Below are 17,919 nucleotides of genomic sequence, written 5' to 3'. Positions count from 1 at the left end.
AATATACTTTAGCAATTATTAATTATATTGTGCTTTAATTATCAGATCTTTTGTTCTAGCTAAGAATTAATGAATTGAGTGACTAGGGTTACTAAAATAAATTATACGATAATATTGTTTATTTAATATGAAATATGGTATATAATTGGTTTGGGGAAATAAGTAAAAAGAAACTGCTGACGGCACGCCGTATGCGATGAAAGTCGCCTGTACGGTGTAGGCCCGAAACGAAAGCTGCGTATAATGCAGTATAAGACGGGAATAGCGTTGTAACTTTAATTAATTCAACTGGGACTTACAAAGGAAATATCGTATTGAATGCAAGGGGCTCATCGATAATTAATTATGGCCCCGCAAATGGTGCTAGGACAATTGACGGAGATGTAACTATCACAGGAAATGCTAGTGATAAAATTAATCTTCGCAACTTGACGATTAAAGGTGATTTAATTGTCAACACGCCACAAGCAACGGTCAATAATGAAGCTACTGTAGAAGGTATAATTAACATCCAAGATGTTGCGACAGGTACTTGGAATGAAAAAACTGGCAATAATAAAATTGTTGTTAACGACTCTACAGGTATCACGTTGAATATTGCTTCAGGTATAAACGTAAAATCATTGACTTTACATGAAGCCACAAAATTGACTGTTGGTGAAGGCGTAACATTTACTAATCCAATTGAAATTAATAAAGACTCAATTATTATTTCTAAAGTGTCTGTCCCAGCTGTCATTGGAAATAGCATAAAAGTAACTGTAAAAGCCAATGAAGATGATGCAGGAACTATAATAACGGGGAAATATTCAGAACACCCAGTTGATTTAGTGATGGAAGCAGCAGTGAAAGCAGCGGTGGAAGCTATAAATAAACTTCCGTCATTAAAAGACATTAGAATTACCCATAAGGGAGCAGTCTTAAATGCTAAAGCATTATTGGAGAACGCTAAAAGATTAAATCCTACTGTAAAAGTGCAAGGTGAAGAATCAATAGCTAAGTTGCTGGAAAAAATAGAGTATCTTGAAAATGAAGCAGCAGATAAGAAATTTTTTCCGACAATATATACCCAAAGCCCTGAATCGCAGGTGATTTTTAATGACACCAAGGTGTTATTTGAAGGTTATGTAACAAATGTGAAATATCTAGAAAAGATTTTAATCAACAATAAGGAAGCTGAAGTAGAATTTATTGAAAATGCTAACGTCAACACTTCTTCGGGCGTCTATACTGGACCGGCATTTAAATTTAATATGTCATTGGAATTAGAAGACAAAGCTCATGCAATTTCAATAGCAGTAGAATCTCAGTCAGGCAAAAGTGGGAGTATTGCACGCCGGTTTTATGTAGACACTACTGCACCGGAATTAGAATTAACCGTAGGTGGATTAAGTGAGAATATTGAGATTAGCGAAGATGAGATTGATGTAGAGATACGCATGAAGGATAACTTTGGGCAATTGTATTTGTATAGATCGGTGTCTGAATCCGCTATTAGAGATAATCATGTTTTTCTTTACGAGGGTCATATAAGTACACCTTCTACTAAAACTACAACTGATACTGTTTACTTAGAAATGGGTACGAACACCTTCTATTACAACCTTTTTGACGCTGCTGGTAATGTAGTAAAGGAAGAAATCACTATAACAAGAGTAGAGTCTGTAGTCGAAACAGCTATAAAAGCAGCTCAAGATGCAATCGATGAAATTGAAGGGTTAGATGTGTACTCATCAGAATTTAAAAATGCAGTTACCAATGCAAATGAAAAATTAAAAGTAGCAAGAGCTTTAAATGCTACTGATAAGCAAATTGGTGCGGCAAGAGTAGCTAAATTGGATGCTGCAAATAGCCTAATTAAAGCTTTGGATGCCATCCAGAGTAAAATCAAATCTATTGTGAATGAAGATTCTGCCACTGCACTTACTGAAGCTGTTAAGAACGCTGACCTCGGAAAAATTCAACAACTACAAACTGCTTTAAATGAAGTTAAAGACAACACAATTCCAGAAACATGGATCAAGCAGATGCTTGCCGATGCAGGGGATGACATTGTTGATTTTTTTACAACTGGACTTGCAAGCAATAGAGAGACAGTAGTAAATTCTATTGGCAATCAGGTTTCTGGAGAAGACAAGGCTGTAATCTTAGGAGTATACGATGCTCTTAAAGCTGCACTTTCTCCTGCTAAGTAAGAATCTTCAAATGTCTATTAAACAGCAAAGTAGTTGTCAATTTCGGGTACCAGGTTCTAACACAATTCAGCCTCAATTTCACTTAAATACTAATAGAATTGCAGATATCCCCTTAAGGTTATTGAACCTGAGGGGGGTTTCTGTTTTTATAAGTTTTGGTAACTGGCACGCCCAATTCAGAATAACTTTGGGTGTAAGGCTCTGTGGAGAGAAATGTTTGCAGAGAGCCGGTATTGACGGTGGGGAAAACGGCAAGTTCCGCCCGAATGAAAAAATCACACGCCGGCAAGTGACATAAATGATCATTCGCGTATTGTTGGAATGCAAAGATTCTACTATACTCGACGGCGTTAGCAATAAGCTGGCACTTAAGGCCGGATTGTCAACATTAGCGAATATGCGAAAGAGTACGTAGGTCTCGCAACATCACTAGGCAACATCAACGGTCGTGAAGAGAAGGGCGGATTCTATTTCGTTGCGAAAGAAAACGCTATACGGGAACACGCTCAGCCTTGATTTATGCGTTAGCGACTCTTCTTTAGACAAATTACCCTTAAATTCTCCATAGTCCATCACCTTTCCACTACACTACTCTACCATTTCGTGATAAACTGCTAGTAACAACAAAGGCGGGTGTGTTTGCATGAAGAAAAAATGGAAGATTTCGATAGCGGTTGTGATGGCACTTGTTTTGGGTGCGGGTGCTTACCTTGCGTACATAATGAAATTCAAGGAATATGATGTGGCGGATGATGAGGTTGAGGAGATTGTCTCGAATCCGTATGAGATTGAGCTTCCGGATGGGTCGAAGCTTGTCATAGGAGAAGATGGAACGGTTAACCAAGTGGAGGGGAATACGGTAGCTGAAGGTGATCAAGGCGGAGATGGTGCGGATGGGAAATCGGCAGCAGGAGATTCAGGTGAAAAGACATCCACTGGCAGTAATACGGCTGGTGTGACTCCTCCGAATAGTGATTCGAAGGGGACTTTAACTACTACCACTCCTAACAAGCAGCCGGCAAGTTCGTCTAATCCGAAGAAAGTGACTGTCGCGGATGTTAAGGGGAAGTATGAGCCTGTGTTCAAGCAGCTTGAAGGACAGGCTGATGTGAAGATCAATTCATTGATCGGCCGGGCGAAGAAGGAGTACTCCGATAAGAAGGCGAATGGCGAGAGCATTAGCTATGGCTATTTCTATAATAAATATATGGGTGCTGCGAACAATTTGGAAGCGAATACTGATGCGGCGTTTTATGGCGTCGTGAAGGCGGTTGAAGCTGAGTTGGCGGCAAATGGGTATAATAAATCATACGCTCAAAGTTTTATTGATGAATATGAAGCGACGAAAAAAGCACGCCGCGATGGCATTTTGAAGAAAGCTGTCGGGCGGAACTAAACATATGAAAACCGCGTGAGTCCTATCTTGTGGACTTGCGCGGTTTTCGTTTTTGTCTGCGGTTGGTGAATCTGAGCTGGATGAGCCGGTACACGATTAGAAAAGTGAATGCCCCTGCCATGTCCAATAGAACGTCTTTAGAGGATGGGGTTCGTCCGCCGGTGAGCGACTGGTGGTATTCATCCCCGATCGCAAGGGCTAGCGTGATGAATAGCGCTACAACCGTTCGGTAGCTGAATCTCGGTAGAATGCTGTATAAGGCGATTGCCAACAGTCCGAAGATGAAGAAGTGGGCTGCCTTTCGAAGGAGGAACTCGACGAATGGATAATAACCTCGCTCCTCGATTGAGATGGTCTTCCCCCAATAAGGGATTTGCAGTTTTGCGAGTTGGCTTTCGAGCGGCTTGCTCGGTAGTTTATCCTCTAAAGTGGGGATGATGGACTGCTGCTCGTACGTTTGACCTGATGAAAAGAATAATGCGCCGACTATGATTAGTAAAAATAGGGATTTTCTCATGCAGTGACCGTATCATATTTGGGGGAATTTTGTCCAGAATGGCGGGGAGCTAGAGCAGCTTCCGGTTAACATCAGTTCGGGTTATATTGAAAAAAGTGGTATTCAAACGATACTTCCATCTAGTAATATGGTAGAATAGATTCTGAATATAGATTTAAATACAGAATTAGGAGGTTTGTAAATGACAAAGTATAAAAGTTCTTATCGTAAATTGTTCAGCGCAACTTTAGCGGCGGCGGTAGCGACCGGAGCACTCGTCACGGTAGCACCAGTCTATACGGCGGCGCAAGCCAAGTCATTCTCAGACGTGAAGGAAACTCATCATTTCTATGAAGCGGTTATGAATTTAACGGCTAGAGGCGTCATTAATGGCTACGAAGATGGTACATACCGTCCGGGTCAAAACATTAGCAGGGCTCACGCTGCAAAGATCATGGCGCTTGCATTAGGACTTGATACGGTAAACGTCAAAGATCCAGGATTCAAAGATGTGAAAAAGGGCCATCCGTATTACGGACATATTGCCGCGCTTGTCGAAGCGGGAATCATTAGAGGATATGAAGATGATACGTTCAGACCCAATGGGAATGTGACGCGTGCTCATATTGCTCAAATGCTCGTAGAAGGTTTTGATTTTGAAGAAGAAACCCTCTCTAATCTGCCATTCAAAGATGTGAACGGCAAGCAATGGTTTGCGAATTACATTCAAACATTGTACTCGAACGAGATTACAACAGGCACGACTGCAACGACTTTCTCACCTAACGCATTCGTAACGCGTGGACAAGTTGCTTCCTTCATCTATCGAAGCGAGTTGAAGAAAATAGAAGAGGGTGGCGGTGAAGTCACACCACCAGTGACTCCACCAGTGACACCGCCAGTAACGCCACCAGTAGTAACACCACCAACGAACGGCGGTGGCGGTGACGTAACACCACCAGCGACACCTACTGCAGAACAAGAGTTGAATGCATTACTTCTTCAGCATATCGGTGCAGGGACTACAGTTGAGGGACCGGTTTCCATCTTATTGGATGGTAAAGAATTTACTGCAACGGCCACTGACGGTGCAACAGTTACCAACTTCATTGCAGCTGCGGAAGCTGCTTTCGATAAAGTAGGAACCGCGGTCGTCGTTACTAAAGGAACTGTAACTCTCCCTGGTGGAGGAGAAGTTGTAGTAGGAGATGGTGCTACAGAACAAAAGTTCGACACATTGATTTCGAGTGCTCTTGGGAAAGTCGGTCTCAAGGGTGATGAAGATTTAAGCTTATTTAAAGGTAAAAGTATTACAGTCAATGTAACTGGAAAAGTAAACGGTGTTGCATTCACTGACACGTATACATTCAGCTTTAGTGAATAAATAGTGCGAATCGTCCCCCTGCGTGCTTCACGCCAGGGGGACTTGTGTTAGCTTAAATGCGGGAAACCCCTTAGAATGTTCAAAGCGTTCTAAGGGGTTTCTTTATGTATGTAAAACTTGATTTGTCAAAAGCATTTAGCGAGAGCTGGAGAGTGCCCGCGCTCATAGTAGCATGTTGCGCGCTCATAAAGTCGTTGATGTGCTCATAAGTTTGTTGGTGCGCTCATAAAGTTATTGGCGTGCTCATAAGTTTGGTTGGGCGCTCATAAAGTGGCCGGCGCGCTCATAAAGTCGTTGGATGTGCTCATAAACCTCGTGGCGCGCTCATAAAGTCGGTGGAACGCTCATAAATTGGTCTGTGAGATCAAAAAGTAGTTGTATGCTCATAACCGCTAATGGAATTTTTGAGTTTATCACACGATAGCCTCTGGAGATAAACCATCAAAGTGTCAAATGCATTTAGTGCAAGTGTGTGATTATACCTACAAAAATACTACTTTCTGCGGCCGCATTTATTTTCTTCAATAAAAGCTAAAATAAAATTTTAACCCCCTATATGATTCCAAATTCAAACTTTCACCCCGCTTTTCGGCTTGAATCCAAGTTATTGTCGTTTTGGAAATTATTCGCAAGTGCTACAATCTATGCGAGGTGATAGTATGCTATATAAAAAACGGAATGAGCCATTGGCAATGCTCGGTTTGCAAGCCTTGGTAAAACGGCTGCCAGAAGGACATCCGCAATTTCCTCGAGTTGTGGAGGATTTGAGAAAAAGGAAGGCTGGTTTTGCTGGGGAGGAAAATTTCGATAGGCATATTAGGGAGTTTCGACCCTCTTATCCGCACGGTTTATTGCATGACGTCTGTTTAAATCATGATGGCGTGTTTTTTCAAATGGATTCAGTTTTGATCACACCAGCGAGAATCATCATTTTTGAAGTTAAAAACCTTGCAGGAAAAATTGTGGTTAAAGAGAATCCGACACAGTTCATTCAAGAAAATAATGGCGAACGAAAGGTCCTTCAAAGTCCGATAACTGAGCTTGACCGGAAGAAGATATTCCTCACGAGGTGGCTTGCGGAGCGAGGGGTTGATGTACCGGTTGAAGGGGTACTTGGATTGGCGTTTACGAATGAGTTGTTCATCGATGGGGTGCCGGATACGACGATTGCATTTACTCATGAAATCCCCATCCTGCTTTACAATTCGGCTGTCGAAGGTGAAAAGTGGGGGCGGAAGGAGATCAGTAAGGTTGCGAATGAAATAGTAAAAGGACATCGGGAGTACGATCCATTTCCTCTCGCGCGTATCATGGGAATTACGGAAAATGATATTTTGCCGGGGGTGTTCTGTCCGAATTGCAATCGTCGGGGGATGAAGTGGATACAGAAATATTGGAGATGCCCCACTTGCAGCTTCCAAGCCTTGGATTGCCATTTGCAGCTGATCAATGATTGGTTTTATCTGATTGACGAGAAGATTACTAATGGTAACTTCCGGAGGTTTGCTGGTATTGAAGATCGCCACGTATCAAAGCGGCTATTGCGTAAATCCGGCCTTCTAATGGAAGGGAGCCGGAAAGGAACAATCTATTTTAGAGAAACCCCTTAGAATGCTTGCGTGCGTTCTAAAGGGTTTTCTTTTATGTATAACCATTAAATTGTAAAAAGCATTTGGCGCGAGAGGAGATTTCTTGGTATTAGGGGGTTGCCGCGCTTGCTGGCGTGCTCATAAGTTTGTTGGTGCGCTCATAAAGTTGCTGGCGTGCTCATAAGTTTGTTGGCGTGCTCATAAGTTTGTTGGTGCGCTCATAAAGTTGCTGGCGTGCTCATAAGTTTGTTGGCGCGCTCATAAAGTTGCTGGCGTGCTCATAAAGTTGCTGGCGTGCTCATAAGTTTGGTGGCGTGCTCACAAAGTTGTTGGCGTGCTCATAAGTTTGTTGGCGTGCTCGTAAGCTTGTTGATGCGCTCATAAAGTTGTTGGTGTGCTCATAAGTTTGTTGTCGCGCTCATAAGTTTGTTGGTGTGCTCATAAAGTCGTTGGTGCGCTCATAAAGTTGCTGGCGTGCTCATAAAGTTTGTTGGTGCGCTCATTATCACTCCCGGCCACCGGTGAAATAGTCGACTAGTGCCTCACCCCACGCAGTTGCCCCCACGTCATTCGGTCCGCTGTCCTCATCCAGGTAACCGAGTATCGCTTCATCAGCCACATCCGGCCAAGCCGTCCAATGATCTATGTATGGAATCTCCCGCACTGCCGCAAAGTTCCCCAACGAACGAATTTGCGTTAGATAGAAGTTCGGCCGATGGATCGGCTGTGATGGCATGAGTAGCAATACTGCATCTTCCTGCAACGTGTCCCGTAGACGTAAAATATGCCGGTGTTCGTCCTCGATGACGACACGGCCGTTGTTATTCAGTGTGAATGGTTCAAGCAACACTACGTCGTAGGCGCTTACATCGACGAGATCGTCCATCTGCTCAACAAATTCGCGGGACGTGCCCGCGAATGGGAGGATGTCTGTTTCAATGAACCCTTTGTATGCAAGTGCCAAGCTATCCGCGAGCATGCCCGCGGCACCGCCGTTTCCGCCTTGCTCGATCGCCTGAGATCCTACGATGAGCAGTTTTACGTGCTCGTCCGCTTCAAAACGAGACTCTAGTAAACTAGCCATCCTCGCGTCCGTGTTCGCGGACAGAGCGGCTAGTTCTGAATCTTTCAATCTGTCAAATTCCCCAGTTGTAGGTCTTTCCTCATTTGCTGAATCCCCTTGCTCAACACCCGTCGCCGCGATTCCCGCTAGGGGCTCCGTCACTGCTGTTACATCACCTGAATCGCCCGCGAGCTTTTGTTTCCAGCTGTTGTAGCTGAATAGAAGCGCGGTGACGCAGACGAGGATGAATAGAGCGACAGCAATTCTTCTTGCAATCATGAGCCATTCCTCCCGTTATAAGTCCTATGGTTCAAATATATCACAATGCATTCAAATTACGAGAATTTTTTCAACATATTATGATATAATGAGACAAGTTTCGATAGATTGCTATAAAGGGGATAAACCATATGGAAGAAACGATTAGTCTTCAGGATCTGTTCAAGACGCTGAAGAAGAGGGCTATCCTCATTTTGTTGACGATGCTATTGGCGGTGACAGTGGCGGGGGTTGTCAGTTTCCTGTTAATGACGCCGATCTACCAAGCTTCGACGCAAATCCTCGTCAATCAGCAGAAGGTGGAGCAGAACCAGTTCAACACACAGGATATCCAAGCGAATCTTCAGCTGATCAATACATACAATGTCATCATTACAAGCCCGGCCATCCTTTCAAAAGTGATCGAAAACTTGGATCTAAATACGACGCCGGCAGCGCTAAAAGGGAAAATCACCGTGAACAGTGCGCAAAACTCACAAGTTGTCAATGTGAGCGTACAGGACCCGGAGCCGTTCATGGCGGTCGATATCGCCAACACGACGGCGGAAGTGTTCCAGGAAGAAATCCAGAAACTGATGAATGTCGATAACGTCAACATCCTATCGCCGGCTGTGCTGTCGGACAATCCGTCGCCAATCAAGCCCGATCCGTTCCTCAATATGGCGATTGCGGCGGTCATCGGACTTATGCTCGGGGTGGGGATCGCATTCCTGCTCGAATATTTGGATACGACGGTGAAGACGGAGCAAGATGTCGAGGAATTGCTCGGGTTGCCGATTTTAGGCCTCGTCAGTCCGATTACAGATAATGAAATGCCGGATGCGAAAGAGGCATTACAACGTAGAAGAAGGAAGAGGTGACAGCCATGTTCACGAAAAAGAAGCGGCCGATGCAAACGGTTGCGCGTAAATTAGTAACGAAATACAATCCGAAGTCGATCGTTTCGGAGCAATTCCGTACGGTCCGGACGAACATCAACTTCTCGATGCCTGACAAAGAATTGAAGACATTGCTGTTCACCTCTTCCTCGCCGGGAGAGGGCAAATCGACGAGCGCTGCGAACGTGGCGATCGTCTTTGCGCAGGAAGGGAAAAAAGTGCTGCTCGTCGACGCGGACATGCGCAAGCCGACGATGCAATACACATTCCGAACGACGAACACGACGGGGCTGTCCAACTTGCTGACAAAGCAATGGAGCCTTGAAGAGGTGACTAAAGTTACGGATATCGAAGGCCTATTCTTGATGACATGCGGTCCGATTCCGCCGAATCCTGCCGAGCTGATCGGCTCGAAATCGATGGATGTACTCATCCAGGAGCTGACGGCGCAATACGACCTTGTCATTTTCGATACGCCGCCGATTCTTTCGGTAGCGGACGCACAAATCCTTTCGAATAAATGCGACGGGACGATCCTTGTCGTCAATTCCGGCACGACAGAAAAAGATAGCGTAATTAAAGCGAAAGAAGCGCTTACATCCGCAAAAGCGAATATTCTTGGGACTCTCTTGAACAATTTCATGCTTGAGAAGGACCATTATTACTATCAATACTATGGAACGGGAGAGTGAAGGGGCTTTTATGCCTTTTTACTCTTTTCTCTATTAAAGGAGCTTTACTTACATGATTGATATGCATACCCATCTACTGTTCGGCGTAGATGACGGACCTTCAACTATTGAAGAAACGCTTGCCTTAATTAAAAAGGCGCAAGAGGAAGGGATCACGGACATGATTTGTACGTCGCATGCCTGCCATCCGCAATACGATGTACAGCGCAGTGAAGTATTGAGCCAAACGGCTTTGCTGAAAGATGTCCTTTCAGAAGCGGGGCTCGATGTGAAGCTTCATTCCGGTCAGGAAATCCGATTGACGGAAGACCTCATTGGAAAATTGGACAGAGGTGAATTGCTCACATTGTCCAATTCCAGATACCTACTATTGGAACTGCCGTCGCAATCAATCCCCGCCTACACAGTGAATATCATCCAATCGATGCTCGAGCGGGAAATCATCCCGATTATCGCTCATCCAGAACGGAACCGGGCGATAGCAGAAAAACCGGAGCGGCTGGAACGGCTCATCCGCCACGGGGCCACTGCCCAAATCACATCAAGCAGCCTATCGGGCCATTTCGGCAAAAACATCCAAAAGCTGTCACTGCAACTAATAGAAGCGAATCTCGTTCATACATACGGCTCAGACGTCCATAACTTGAAAACGCGGCCGTTCCATTTCGGGAAAGGACTCGATATGTTGGAAAAGAAAAGGCTGTACACAAGCGCTGAAGTATTGCTCGAGAATAATGAACGAATCTTGAGGAATGAACCATTCTTCCTTCTGGAACCAGAATTGGCCCCCAAAAAGAAACTGTTCGGGTTCATAGGTTAATAGGTCTTTAGGTTTACCGGCAAACAAATTCAAATATTTCCGCGAAAGAAAAAATATATCGATAGTCAGTCCGCTTCAATGAGATAAAGGATTAGGACATTTGCCAAGTTCCAATTATAGAGAAAAGTATAGTATGAAAGGGCATACAATGAAAATCAGACTGGTACAACTAGGGGGAGCATGATACTATAAGACTACTAACCATTCCAATATTTTGGAAGAGTAATTGTGGAATTATAGTTCTTCGAAAACAGAGAAGAACGGAGGGAGCCTCACGCATGACAATGAAAAAGCGCATGACAATGCTTTTCCTATTGGATTCACTCATCGTGTTCCTATCAATCTTTCTAGGCTACTATATATTGCGGCCGGATATCATCATCCTTCAAGACGGAATCATCCTGATGAGCGCATTGACAATCCAAATCGCACACCACGTTATCGCCTGGCATTACGGACTATACCGTAAAGTATGGGCATACGCCTCCATTGGCGAACTGAGAGCAATATTCAAATCGGTCACATTCACGATCGCGGTCGTCGCCATCGCGCAGCTCGTCTTCACGAAAGACATCCATGCCCGGGCGCTTTTCCTGACGTGGATGCTTCACATTCTTTTGATTGGGGGATCGCGGCTCAGCTGGCGCATTACACGCGACACGTTCCGCAAAACGGACGAGCAAGGGATGAAGCGGGTCATGATCATCGGGGCCGGACAAGCCGGTATGATGGTTGCGCGGCAACTGTTGAACAACCCGGAATCGGGAATGAAGCCGATCCTCTTCCTCGATGACGATCGTTCAAAAAAGGGACTGGAATTGTACGGGATAAAAATTGTAGGCAATACGAGGCATATAGAAGAAAACGCACAGGACAACAATATCGACAAAATCATCATCGCCATTCCATCAATGGCACGGCATGAATTGACAGAGCTCATGAAGCAATGCGTCGCAACAGGCGTCCGGACGCAAATGATCCCGCGCATCGAAGACTTGATGACGGGGAAAGTGTCCGTCAACGATATCCGTGACGTAAAAATCGAAGACTTGCTCGGCCGCGACGAAGTGCAGCTCGACATGAAGGCGATTGAAAAGAAGCTGACGAATAAATCGATCCTCATCACCGGAGCAGGGGGGTCAATCGGATCGGAAATCTGCCGTCAAGTGAACCGTTTCACACCGAAAAAGATCATTCTACTAGGACATGGTGAAAACTCGATTTACTTAATAGAACGTGAACTACGGGAAAAAGTTTCACCCGAAACGGAGATTGTCCCGGTCATCGCTGACGTGAAAGATCGCCAACGCATCTTCGACATCGTCTCCGAACACCATCCGGATGTCATCTACCATGCCGCGGCACACAAGCATGTCCCGCTTATGGAAGCGAACCCGATGGAAGCGGTGAAAAACAATATATTCGGAACGAAGAACGTAGCGGAAGCTGCTGACACATTCGGCATCCCACATTTCGTCCTCGTCTCGACAGACAAGGCCGTCAACCCTCCGAACGTCATGGGTGCGACGAAGCGTTTTGCTGAAATGGTTGTTCAGAACCTTGCGAAGAACAGCAAAACAAAGTTCGCTGCAGTCCGGTTCGGCAACGTCCTCGGTTCACGTGGCAGTGTCGTTCCTCTATTCAAAACGCAGATTGCGGCAGGAGGACCAGTTACAGTCACCGATCCTAGAATGACCCGCTACTTCATGACCATCCCTGAAGCATCCAGACTCGTCATACAAGCAGGGACACTTGCAAGCGGAGGAGAAGTGTTCGTTCTTGATATGGGCGAGCCGGTGAAGATTGTAGACTTGGCGAAGAACTTGATCAGGTTATCAGGTTATGCTGAAAACGAAATCGAAATCAAATACTCAGGCATCAGACCTGGTGAGAAACTATATGAAGAATTGTTGAATGAAAGTGAAAGACAGAGCGAGTATGTGTATCCGAAGATTTATGTCGGGAAGGCTACGCCGATTAGTGAGTTGGAGATGGAGTATGTGATGGACAAGCTGCGTGATATGGGAATTAGTGAGTTGAAGACTACACTAATTGGTATAGCGAATCGGAAGGTCGTTGAGCTGGGGGTGAAGATGCCGGTTTAAATAGCAGCGGTGCTTGGTATGGACACAAATTACGTCATTTGAATTGCGGCTATACTTGGCACCACACTAATAAACTTTCTGGATCATGTACATTATTTTTATTTGGTTTCTCAGCAGTTAATTGGAGAGATTGTGTAGATTCCAATTAAGTTCTAGTTGACTAAATAAGTATAAAGCGAGGTTATTGATGTGATTGATATTAAAAAAAGAAATATTCCTTTTTCACCTCCACATATTACCGAAAAAGAAATTGATGAAGTTATAAAAGCTATGAAATCAGGTTGGATTACAACAGGCCCTAAAACCAAAGAATTTGAGAGTAGAATTGCCGAATATGTAGGAGTTGAAAAAGCAGTGTGCTTAAATTCTGCTACAGCTGCAATGGAGCTGACTCTTCGGATTTTAGGAATAGGTCCTGGAGATGAAGTAATTACTTCTGCATATACTTATACAGCATCTGCATCTGTTATAGAACACGTTGGCGCGAAAATTGTTTTAATTGATACTGCACCAGATTCATTTGAAATGGATTATTCTAAACTCGCAGATGCAATCACGGAGAATACAAAAGCAATTATTGCAGTTGATATTGCCGGTAAAATGTGTGACTACGATAAAATCTTTAATATTGCCGAGAGGAAGAAGGGTCTATTTAAACCTAAAAGTGAACTTCAGTGGCTGTTTAATAGAATAGTTGTAATGAGTGATTCCGCACACGCATTTGGAGCGGAGAGGAAAGGTATGAAAAGCGGTCAAGTGGCAGACTTTACATGTTTTTCGTTTCACGCAGTAAAGAACTTGACTACTGCAGAAGGCGGAGCTGCTGTCTGGCAAAATGATTTTGAACGTGCCCTTGATGATGAATGGCTATATAAGCAGTACATGTTATATAGTCTACACGGACAATCTAAAGACGCGTTAGCAAAGACACAAATAGGTGCTTGGGAATATGATATTGTTTATCCTGCTTATAAATGTAATATGACAGATATTATGGCTAGTATTGGTTTAGTACAGTTAGATAGATATGAAGGATTGTTGGAGAGACGCAGAGAGATTATTGAGATGTATGATAGAGCTCTATTACCATTGGGTATTCATAGCTTGCAGCATTTCGGTCCGGATTATAGTTCATCAGGTCACCTTTATTTAGTGAGAATACCTGATATTAGTGAAGAAAAGAGAAATGAAATTATAATAAAAATGGCAGAAGTGGGTGTTGCATGTAATGTCCACTATAAACCATTACCTATGTTTACAGCATATAAAAATTTAGGATTTGATATAAAGAATTATCCTAATGCTTATAAACAATATGAAAATGAAGTTACACTTCCGCTTCATACTTTATTGAGTGATGAGGATGTAAAATATGTAGTAGAGAATTTTAAAAAAGTACTAAGTGATGGTTGAGGTGGGTTACTAGATGTATAAGAATTTCTTTAAAAGAGTATTTGATTTTATCTTAGCTTTAGTAGCCTTGCCATTTTGGTTATTAATTCTACTGATTATAGGGCCGATTATATACTTTCAAGATAAGGGGCCAGTTTTTTATAATGCGCCCCGGCTCGGTAAGGATGGAAAAGTGTTTAAAATGTATAAATTCCGTTCCATGAAAGTAAATGCTCCTGATCTAAGAAATGATGATGGATCAACTTTTAATGCAGAAGATGATCCAAGATTAACCAAGATCGGAAAGTTTATACGTAAAACGAGCCTTGACGAAACACCACAGCTTCTAAATGTTATCAAAGGGGATATGAGCATAGTTGGACCAAGACCGGACATGCCTGAAGCAAAAGATATATATAATAAATTTGAAGAAAAAAAGATGAAGGTAAGACCCGGAATTACTGGATATAATCAAGCTTATTATAGGAATTCAGTAAATACTAAAGATAAATTTAAAAATGATGTTTATTATGTTAATAATTTGACTTTCTATTTGGATGTGAAAATTGTCTATAAAACGATTGAAAGTACTTTGAAAAGAGAGAACGTTTATATTAAGAATAAGAATAAAAAAACGAAGGAATGAAAAAAATGATAGTTGGAAATAGAGTACGACTTATTGCCCTAAATGATGAAGCTTTTGACTTAACACTGAAATGGATTAACGACCCGAGTATTAGATTGTTTACGGGAGCAAAATTCCCAGTAACTAAGAGTGAGCACGAAAGTTGGTTTAAATCTAAATGTCTAGATAAGTATAACAAGACATTTGCGATACAGATTATTGAAACAAACGAAATTATTGGTTTGGTTGGAAATAATGAATATGATCCAATAAATAGAACAACGTATCCTTTTATTTATATCGGAGAAAAAGTGAATCAAGGAAAAGGTATTGGTCAAGAAGCGTTTTCATTAATAATTGACTTTTGCTTCGAGGTATTAAATGTAAATAGGATATATGGTTATCTATTTGAATATAATTCTGCATCCAGAAAAATGTTGGAGAAATGTGGGTATAAATTAGAGGGGACACTTCAAGAACATTGGTTTAAAGATGGAAAATATCATAATGTACTGGTAATGGGTAGGATGAAAAATAATGATGCCTAATAAATCCATTATGATTCTAGGAGCCAGCGAATTACAGTTACCAGCCATAAAGATGGCTAAAAAAATGGGGCTCCAGGTAATAGCTGTGGATATGGATAAAAATGCTGTTGGCTTTAAATTTGCTGACATTGGTTTGGAGATTAGTACGTTAGAAAAAGAAAAAATTCTTGAATTTGCATCTGCTTTAAATGTTAGTGGAATTATGACTTTAGCAAGTGATCAACCAATGAATACAGTGGCATATGTAGGGAATAGATTAAACTTAAAAGTTATCTCTGAAAGGGTAGCAATTTGTACTACGAATAAAGGTGTTATGCGAGATACTCTTAAAAAAAATAAAATCGCAATACCGGATTATAAAATTATTAAAGATTTTGAGGGTTTCTTGAAAGAAATAAAAAAGTTCAATCTTCCTTGTATAATCAAACCAACAGATAGTTCAGGTAGTCGAGGAGTTCAGTTGAAGTGTGATTTGAATAGTTTAGATGAAGCATATTTTTATTCAAGTAATTATTCTAGAAATGGTGAGATAATAATTGAGGAATTTATGCAAGGTAGGGAATTTAGTGTGGAATCAATGTCTTTTGATGGAACCCCAAAGATAATTGCAATTACTGAGAAAGAAACAACTGGAGCACCTCACTTTGTAGAAATGGGACATATCATACCTGCAAATATATCTAAAGTTGAAGAGCAACAAATAAAGGAAATTGTAGAATCTACAATAAAAGCCCTGGAAATTACTGACGGACCATCACATTGTGAAGTTATGCTAACAGAATCTGGTCCAAAGATAGTTGAAATAGGTGCTAGGCTAGGTGGAGACAATATTACAACACATTTAGTACCATTAGCAACGGGTTATAATATTGTAAAAGCAACTATAAATTACGCAATTGATAAAGAAGACGTGGAACAGGTTAAATATAGAAAAACTGCAATAATCAAATACATAAATATAGCTAAATGTGGCCAAATAAAAAAAGTTACCGGCTTAAAGAATATCGAAAAATCAAATAAATTTGTTGAATTAAAAATCAATAAAAAAAAAGGCGATTTTCATGATATTCTTAAATCAAGTTCAGATAGGGTTGGGTACTTCATACTTAATGGAGAAAATAGAGAAAGCATTATCTTAGAAGCAGAAGAGTTATTGTCTAAAGTTGAAATCATTATCGATTAATCGGTTTTTTAATTAATTAATTAATTTGTTTTAACTTAAATAAAGAAGAGGTAAAATAAATGAAAATATTATATATTTCTGCAACGTTCCCGAGAGTCAAGGAAGGCTCAACTATATATACAGACTTAGCTGAAGAAATAGTTAAAGAAGGACATCTAATAACTATAGTTGTTGCAGAAGAAAAAAGAAAATCTTCTAAGACATTTATTGATAGAGAAAGAAATTTGAATATACTAAGAGTGAAAACAGGAAATGTATTTGACGTTGGATTTATTGAGAAAGGAATAACTTTTTTATTAATGCCACATATATTGAAAAGAGCTATTAAAACTCATTTATCAGACCAGGAGTTTGATTTAATTTTATTTGAATCTCCTCCAGTGACAATGTCTAGTGTTGTAAACTGGGCTATGAAGCATTTCAAAAGTCCTTCCTATTTAATGTTAAAAGATGTTTTCCCTCAAAATGCGCTAGATCTTGGAATATTGAAGAAATCACATCCTGCTTATTGGTACTTTAAAAGAAAAGAGAAGAAGCTTTATGATACAGCATCTTTAATTGGAACGATGTCTAAAGCTAATCAGGATTATATAATTAAACATAATCCGAAAATCGATTCAAATAAAGTTAAAATATTTCCAAATACTAAAAAGATCAATCTCGAAATAGAAAAGCGAAAAAATGATTTTCGCAAAATGTATGATATACCAACTAATTCTGTTTTAGCGATCTATGGGGGGAACATGGGGAAACCTCAGGGATTGGGTTTTTTATGTGAAGTACTAGAATCTAATAAGTATAATAATGCTGTTTTTTTCTTATTAGTTGGCCGTGGGAATGAAAAGTGGAGGGTAATTGAATTTGTGAAAGATAATAATATTACGAACGCACTAATATTAGATTCTTTACATCGAGACGAGTATGAAGAAATGTTAGAAGAAGCAGACATCGGTTTAGTGTTTTTAGATAAAAGATTTACGATACCTAATTTTCCATCCAGAGTACTATCATACTTCGAAAAAAGTATTCCTATATTAGCTGCAATTGATAAGAATACAGACTTTGGTCAAATGTTACGGGAGTCTCGAAGTGGAGATTTTTCCTTGTCCGGTGACATAAATGATTTTAATGAAAAGTTATCTTTATTTGTCGAAAATCCGGATCTAAGAGTGAAAATGGGTCAATCTGGTTATGAATATTTATTGGATAATTATGATGTTAAGTTATCGGTAAAGTTATTAGAAAAACATTCTTCTTCTGTCCTATAAAACTCG

Annotated in this window: 16 protein-coding genes; 14 read left to right on the top strand and 2 right to left on the bottom strand. The window is 41.4% G+C overall.

Going from position 1 to position 17,919, the window contains the following annotated elements:
- Window positions 1–314 precede the first annotated feature (314 nt).
- The 3 genes from M3191_RS01605 (at window position 315) to M3191_RS01600 (ending at window position 3,591) form a co-directional block, all read left to right on the top strand.
- On the top strand, window positions 315–2,195 hold the full coding sequence (locus M3191_RS01605; protein WP_251697707.1) for a hypothetical protein: 1,881 nt from the start codon (window positions 315–317) through the stop codon (window positions 2,193–2,195).
- Window positions 2,161–2,493 carry an S-layer homology domain-containing protein gene (locus M3191_RS18640; protein WP_353056490.1) on the top strand — a complete coding sequence of 111 codons (333 nt, stop codon included), beginning with the start codon at window positions 2,161–2,163 and terminating at the stop codon, window positions 2,491–2,493. The genes M3191_RS01605 and M3191_RS18640 overlap by 35 nt, the downstream gene beginning before the upstream one ends.
- 345 nt (window positions 2,494–2,838) lie before the next feature.
- Window positions 2,839–3,591, top strand: coding sequence for a hypothetical protein (locus tag M3191_RS01600; protein ID WP_251697706.1), 753 nt, complete (start codon window positions 2,839–2,841; stop codon window positions 3,589–3,591).
- Window positions 3,592–3,613: 22 nt separating this feature from the next.
- Here M3191_RS01600 and M3191_RS01595 read toward each other — a convergent pair whose 3' ends face one another.
- Entirely contained in the window at window positions 3,614–4,108 is a 495-nt protein-coding gene (locus tag M3191_RS01595) for a VanZ family protein (protein ID WP_251697705.1), read from the bottom strand.
- 181 nt (window positions 4,109–4,289) lie between these two features.
- Here M3191_RS01595 and M3191_RS01590 point away from each other — a divergent pair, with 181 nt between their 5' ends.
- Together M3191_RS01590 and M3191_RS01585 are read left to right on the top strand one after the other, a co-directional pair.
- Window positions 4,290–5,471: an S-layer homology domain-containing protein gene (locus tag M3191_RS01590; RefSeq protein ID WP_251697704.1), complete on the top strand. Its 1,182-nt coding sequence runs from the start codon at window positions 4,290–4,292 to the stop codon at window positions 5,469–5,471.
- A 659-nt stretch (window positions 5,472–6,130) separates the two neighbouring features.
- Window positions 6,131–7,081 (top strand): nuclease-related domain-containing protein, encoded by a 951-nt coding sequence (locus M3191_RS01585; protein ID WP_251697703.1) that lies wholly within the window; start codon window positions 6,131–6,133, stop codon window positions 7,079–7,081.
- Between the two features lie 484 nt (window positions 7,082–7,565).
- On the opposite strand, the gene M3191_RS01580 is transcribed toward M3191_RS01585, so the two are convergent.
- Window positions 7,566–8,402 (bottom strand): SGNH/GDSL hydrolase family protein, encoded by an 837-nt coding sequence (locus M3191_RS01580; RefSeq protein WP_251697702.1) that lies wholly within the window; start codon window positions 8,400–8,402, stop codon window positions 7,566–7,568.
- A gap of 131 nt (window positions 8,403–8,533) precedes the next feature.
- Here M3191_RS01580 and M3191_RS01575 point away from each other — a divergent pair, with 131 nt between their 5' ends.
- From M3191_RS01575 to M3191_RS01535, 9 genes are all read left to right on the top strand, one after another.
- Window positions 8,534–9,262 (top strand): YveK family protein, encoded by a 729-nt coding sequence (locus tag M3191_RS01575; RefSeq protein ID WP_251697701.1) that lies wholly within the window; start codon window positions 8,534–8,536, stop codon window positions 9,260–9,262.
- A gap of 5 nt (window positions 9,263–9,267) precedes the next feature.
- On the top strand, window positions 9,268–9,972 hold the full coding sequence (locus tag M3191_RS01570; protein WP_251697700.1) for a CpsD/CapB family tyrosine-protein kinase: 705 nt from the start codon (window positions 9,268–9,270) through the stop codon (window positions 9,970–9,972).
- A gap of 52 nt (window positions 9,973–10,024) precedes the next feature.
- Window positions 10,025–10,792, top strand: a complete 768-nt coding sequence (locus M3191_RS01565) for a tyrosine-protein phosphatase (RefSeq protein WP_251697699.1) — start codon at window positions 10,025–10,027, stop codon at window positions 10,790–10,792.
- Window positions 10,793–11,070: 278 nt separating this feature from the next.
- Window positions 11,071–12,897, top strand: coding sequence for a polysaccharide biosynthesis protein (locus M3191_RS01560; protein ID WP_251697698.1), 1,827 nt, complete (start codon window positions 11,071–11,073; stop codon window positions 12,895–12,897).
- 189 nt (window positions 12,898–13,086) lie between these two features.
- Window positions 13,087–14,310, top strand: a complete 1,224-nt coding sequence (locus tag M3191_RS01555; protein WP_251697697.1) for a DegT/DnrJ/EryC1/StrS family aminotransferase — start codon at window positions 13,087–13,089, stop codon at window positions 14,308–14,310.
- 13 nt (window positions 14,311–14,323) lie between these two features.
- On the top strand, window positions 14,324–14,935 hold the full coding sequence (locus M3191_RS01550; RefSeq protein ID WP_251697696.1) for a sugar transferase: 612 nt from the start codon (window positions 14,324–14,326) through the stop codon (window positions 14,933–14,935).
- 5 nt (window positions 14,936–14,940) lie between these two features.
- The gene (locus M3191_RS01545; protein WP_251697695.1) at window positions 14,941–15,462 is read left to right on the top strand and encodes a GNAT family N-acetyltransferase; all 522 of its coding nucleotides are present in this window, start codon (window positions 14,941–14,943) and stop codon (window positions 15,460–15,462) included.
- On the top strand, window positions 15,452–16,645 hold the full coding sequence (locus M3191_RS01540; protein WP_251697694.1) for an ATP-grasp domain-containing protein: 1,194 nt from the start codon (window positions 15,452–15,454) through the stop codon (window positions 16,643–16,645). Before M3191_RS01545 ends, M3191_RS01540 begins: the two co-directional genes overlap by 11 nt.
- Window positions 16,646–16,704: 59 nt before the next feature.
- Entirely contained in the window at window positions 16,705–17,913 is a 1,209-nt protein-coding gene (locus tag M3191_RS01535; protein ID WP_251697693.1) for a glycosyltransferase family 4 protein, read from the top strand.
- The last annotated feature ends 6 nt before the right edge of the window (window positions 17,914–17,919 follow it).

This window comes from Sporosarcina luteola, assembly GCF_023715535.1.
Classification (GTDB): domain Bacteria; phylum Bacillota; class Bacilli; order Bacillales_A; family Planococcaceae; genus Sporosarcina; species Sporosarcina luteola_B.
The sequence above is the reverse complement of the archived record's forward strand: the minus strand, read 5'-3'. Positions and strand labels throughout refer to the sequence as shown.

Bases quoted from the DNA above. Each gene is read 5' to 3' on its own strand.
- M3191_RS18640 (WP_353056490.1), top strand. From the start codon at position 2,161: ATGCTCTTAAAGCTGCACTTTCTCCTGCTAAGTAAGAATCTTCAAATG.
- M3191_RS01600 (WP_251697706.1), top strand. From the start codon at position 2,839: ATGAAGAAAAAATGGAAGATTTCGATAGCGGTTGTGATGGCACTTGTT.
- M3191_RS01595 (WP_251697705.1), bottom strand. From the start codon at position 4,108: ATGAGAAAATCCCTATTTTTACTAATCATAGTCGGCGCATTATTCTTT.
- M3191_RS01590 (WP_251697704.1), top strand. From the start codon at position 4,290: ATGACAAAGTATAAAAGTTCTTATCGTAAATTGTTCAGCGCAACTTTA.
- M3191_RS01585 (WP_251697703.1), top strand. From the start codon at position 6,131: ATGCTATATAAAAAACGGAATGAGCCATTGGCAATGCTCGGTTTGCAA.
- M3191_RS01580 (WP_251697702.1), bottom strand. From the start codon at position 8,402: ATGATTGCAAGAAGAATTGCTGTCGCTCTATTCATCCTCGTCTGCGTC.
- M3191_RS01575 (WP_251697701.1), top strand. From the start codon at position 8,534: ATGGAAGAAACGATTAGTCTTCAGGATCTGTTCAAGACGCTGAAGAAG.
- M3191_RS01570 (WP_251697700.1), top strand. From the start codon at position 9,268: ATGTTCACGAAAAAGAAGCGGCCGATGCAAACGGTTGCGCGTAAATTA.
- M3191_RS01565 (WP_251697699.1), top strand. From the start codon at position 10,025: ATGATTGATATGCATACCCATCTACTGTTCGGCGTAGATGACGGACCT.
- M3191_RS01560 (WP_251697698.1), top strand. From the start codon at position 11,071: ATGACAATGAAAAAGCGCATGACAATGCTTTTCCTATTGGATTCACTC.
- M3191_RS01550 (WP_251697696.1), top strand. From the start codon at position 14,324: ATGTATAAGAATTTCTTTAAAAGAGTATTTGATTTTATCTTAGCTTTA.
- M3191_RS01545 (WP_251697695.1), top strand. From the start codon at position 14,941: ATGATAGTTGGAAATAGAGTACGACTTATTGCCCTAAATGATGAAGCT.
- M3191_RS01540 (WP_251697694.1), top strand. From the start codon at position 15,452: ATGATGCCTAATAAATCCATTATGATTCTAGGAGCCAGCGAATTACAG.
- M3191_RS01535 (WP_251697693.1), top strand. From the start codon at position 16,705: ATGAAAATATTATATATTTCTGCAACGTTCCCGAGAGTCAAGGAAGGC.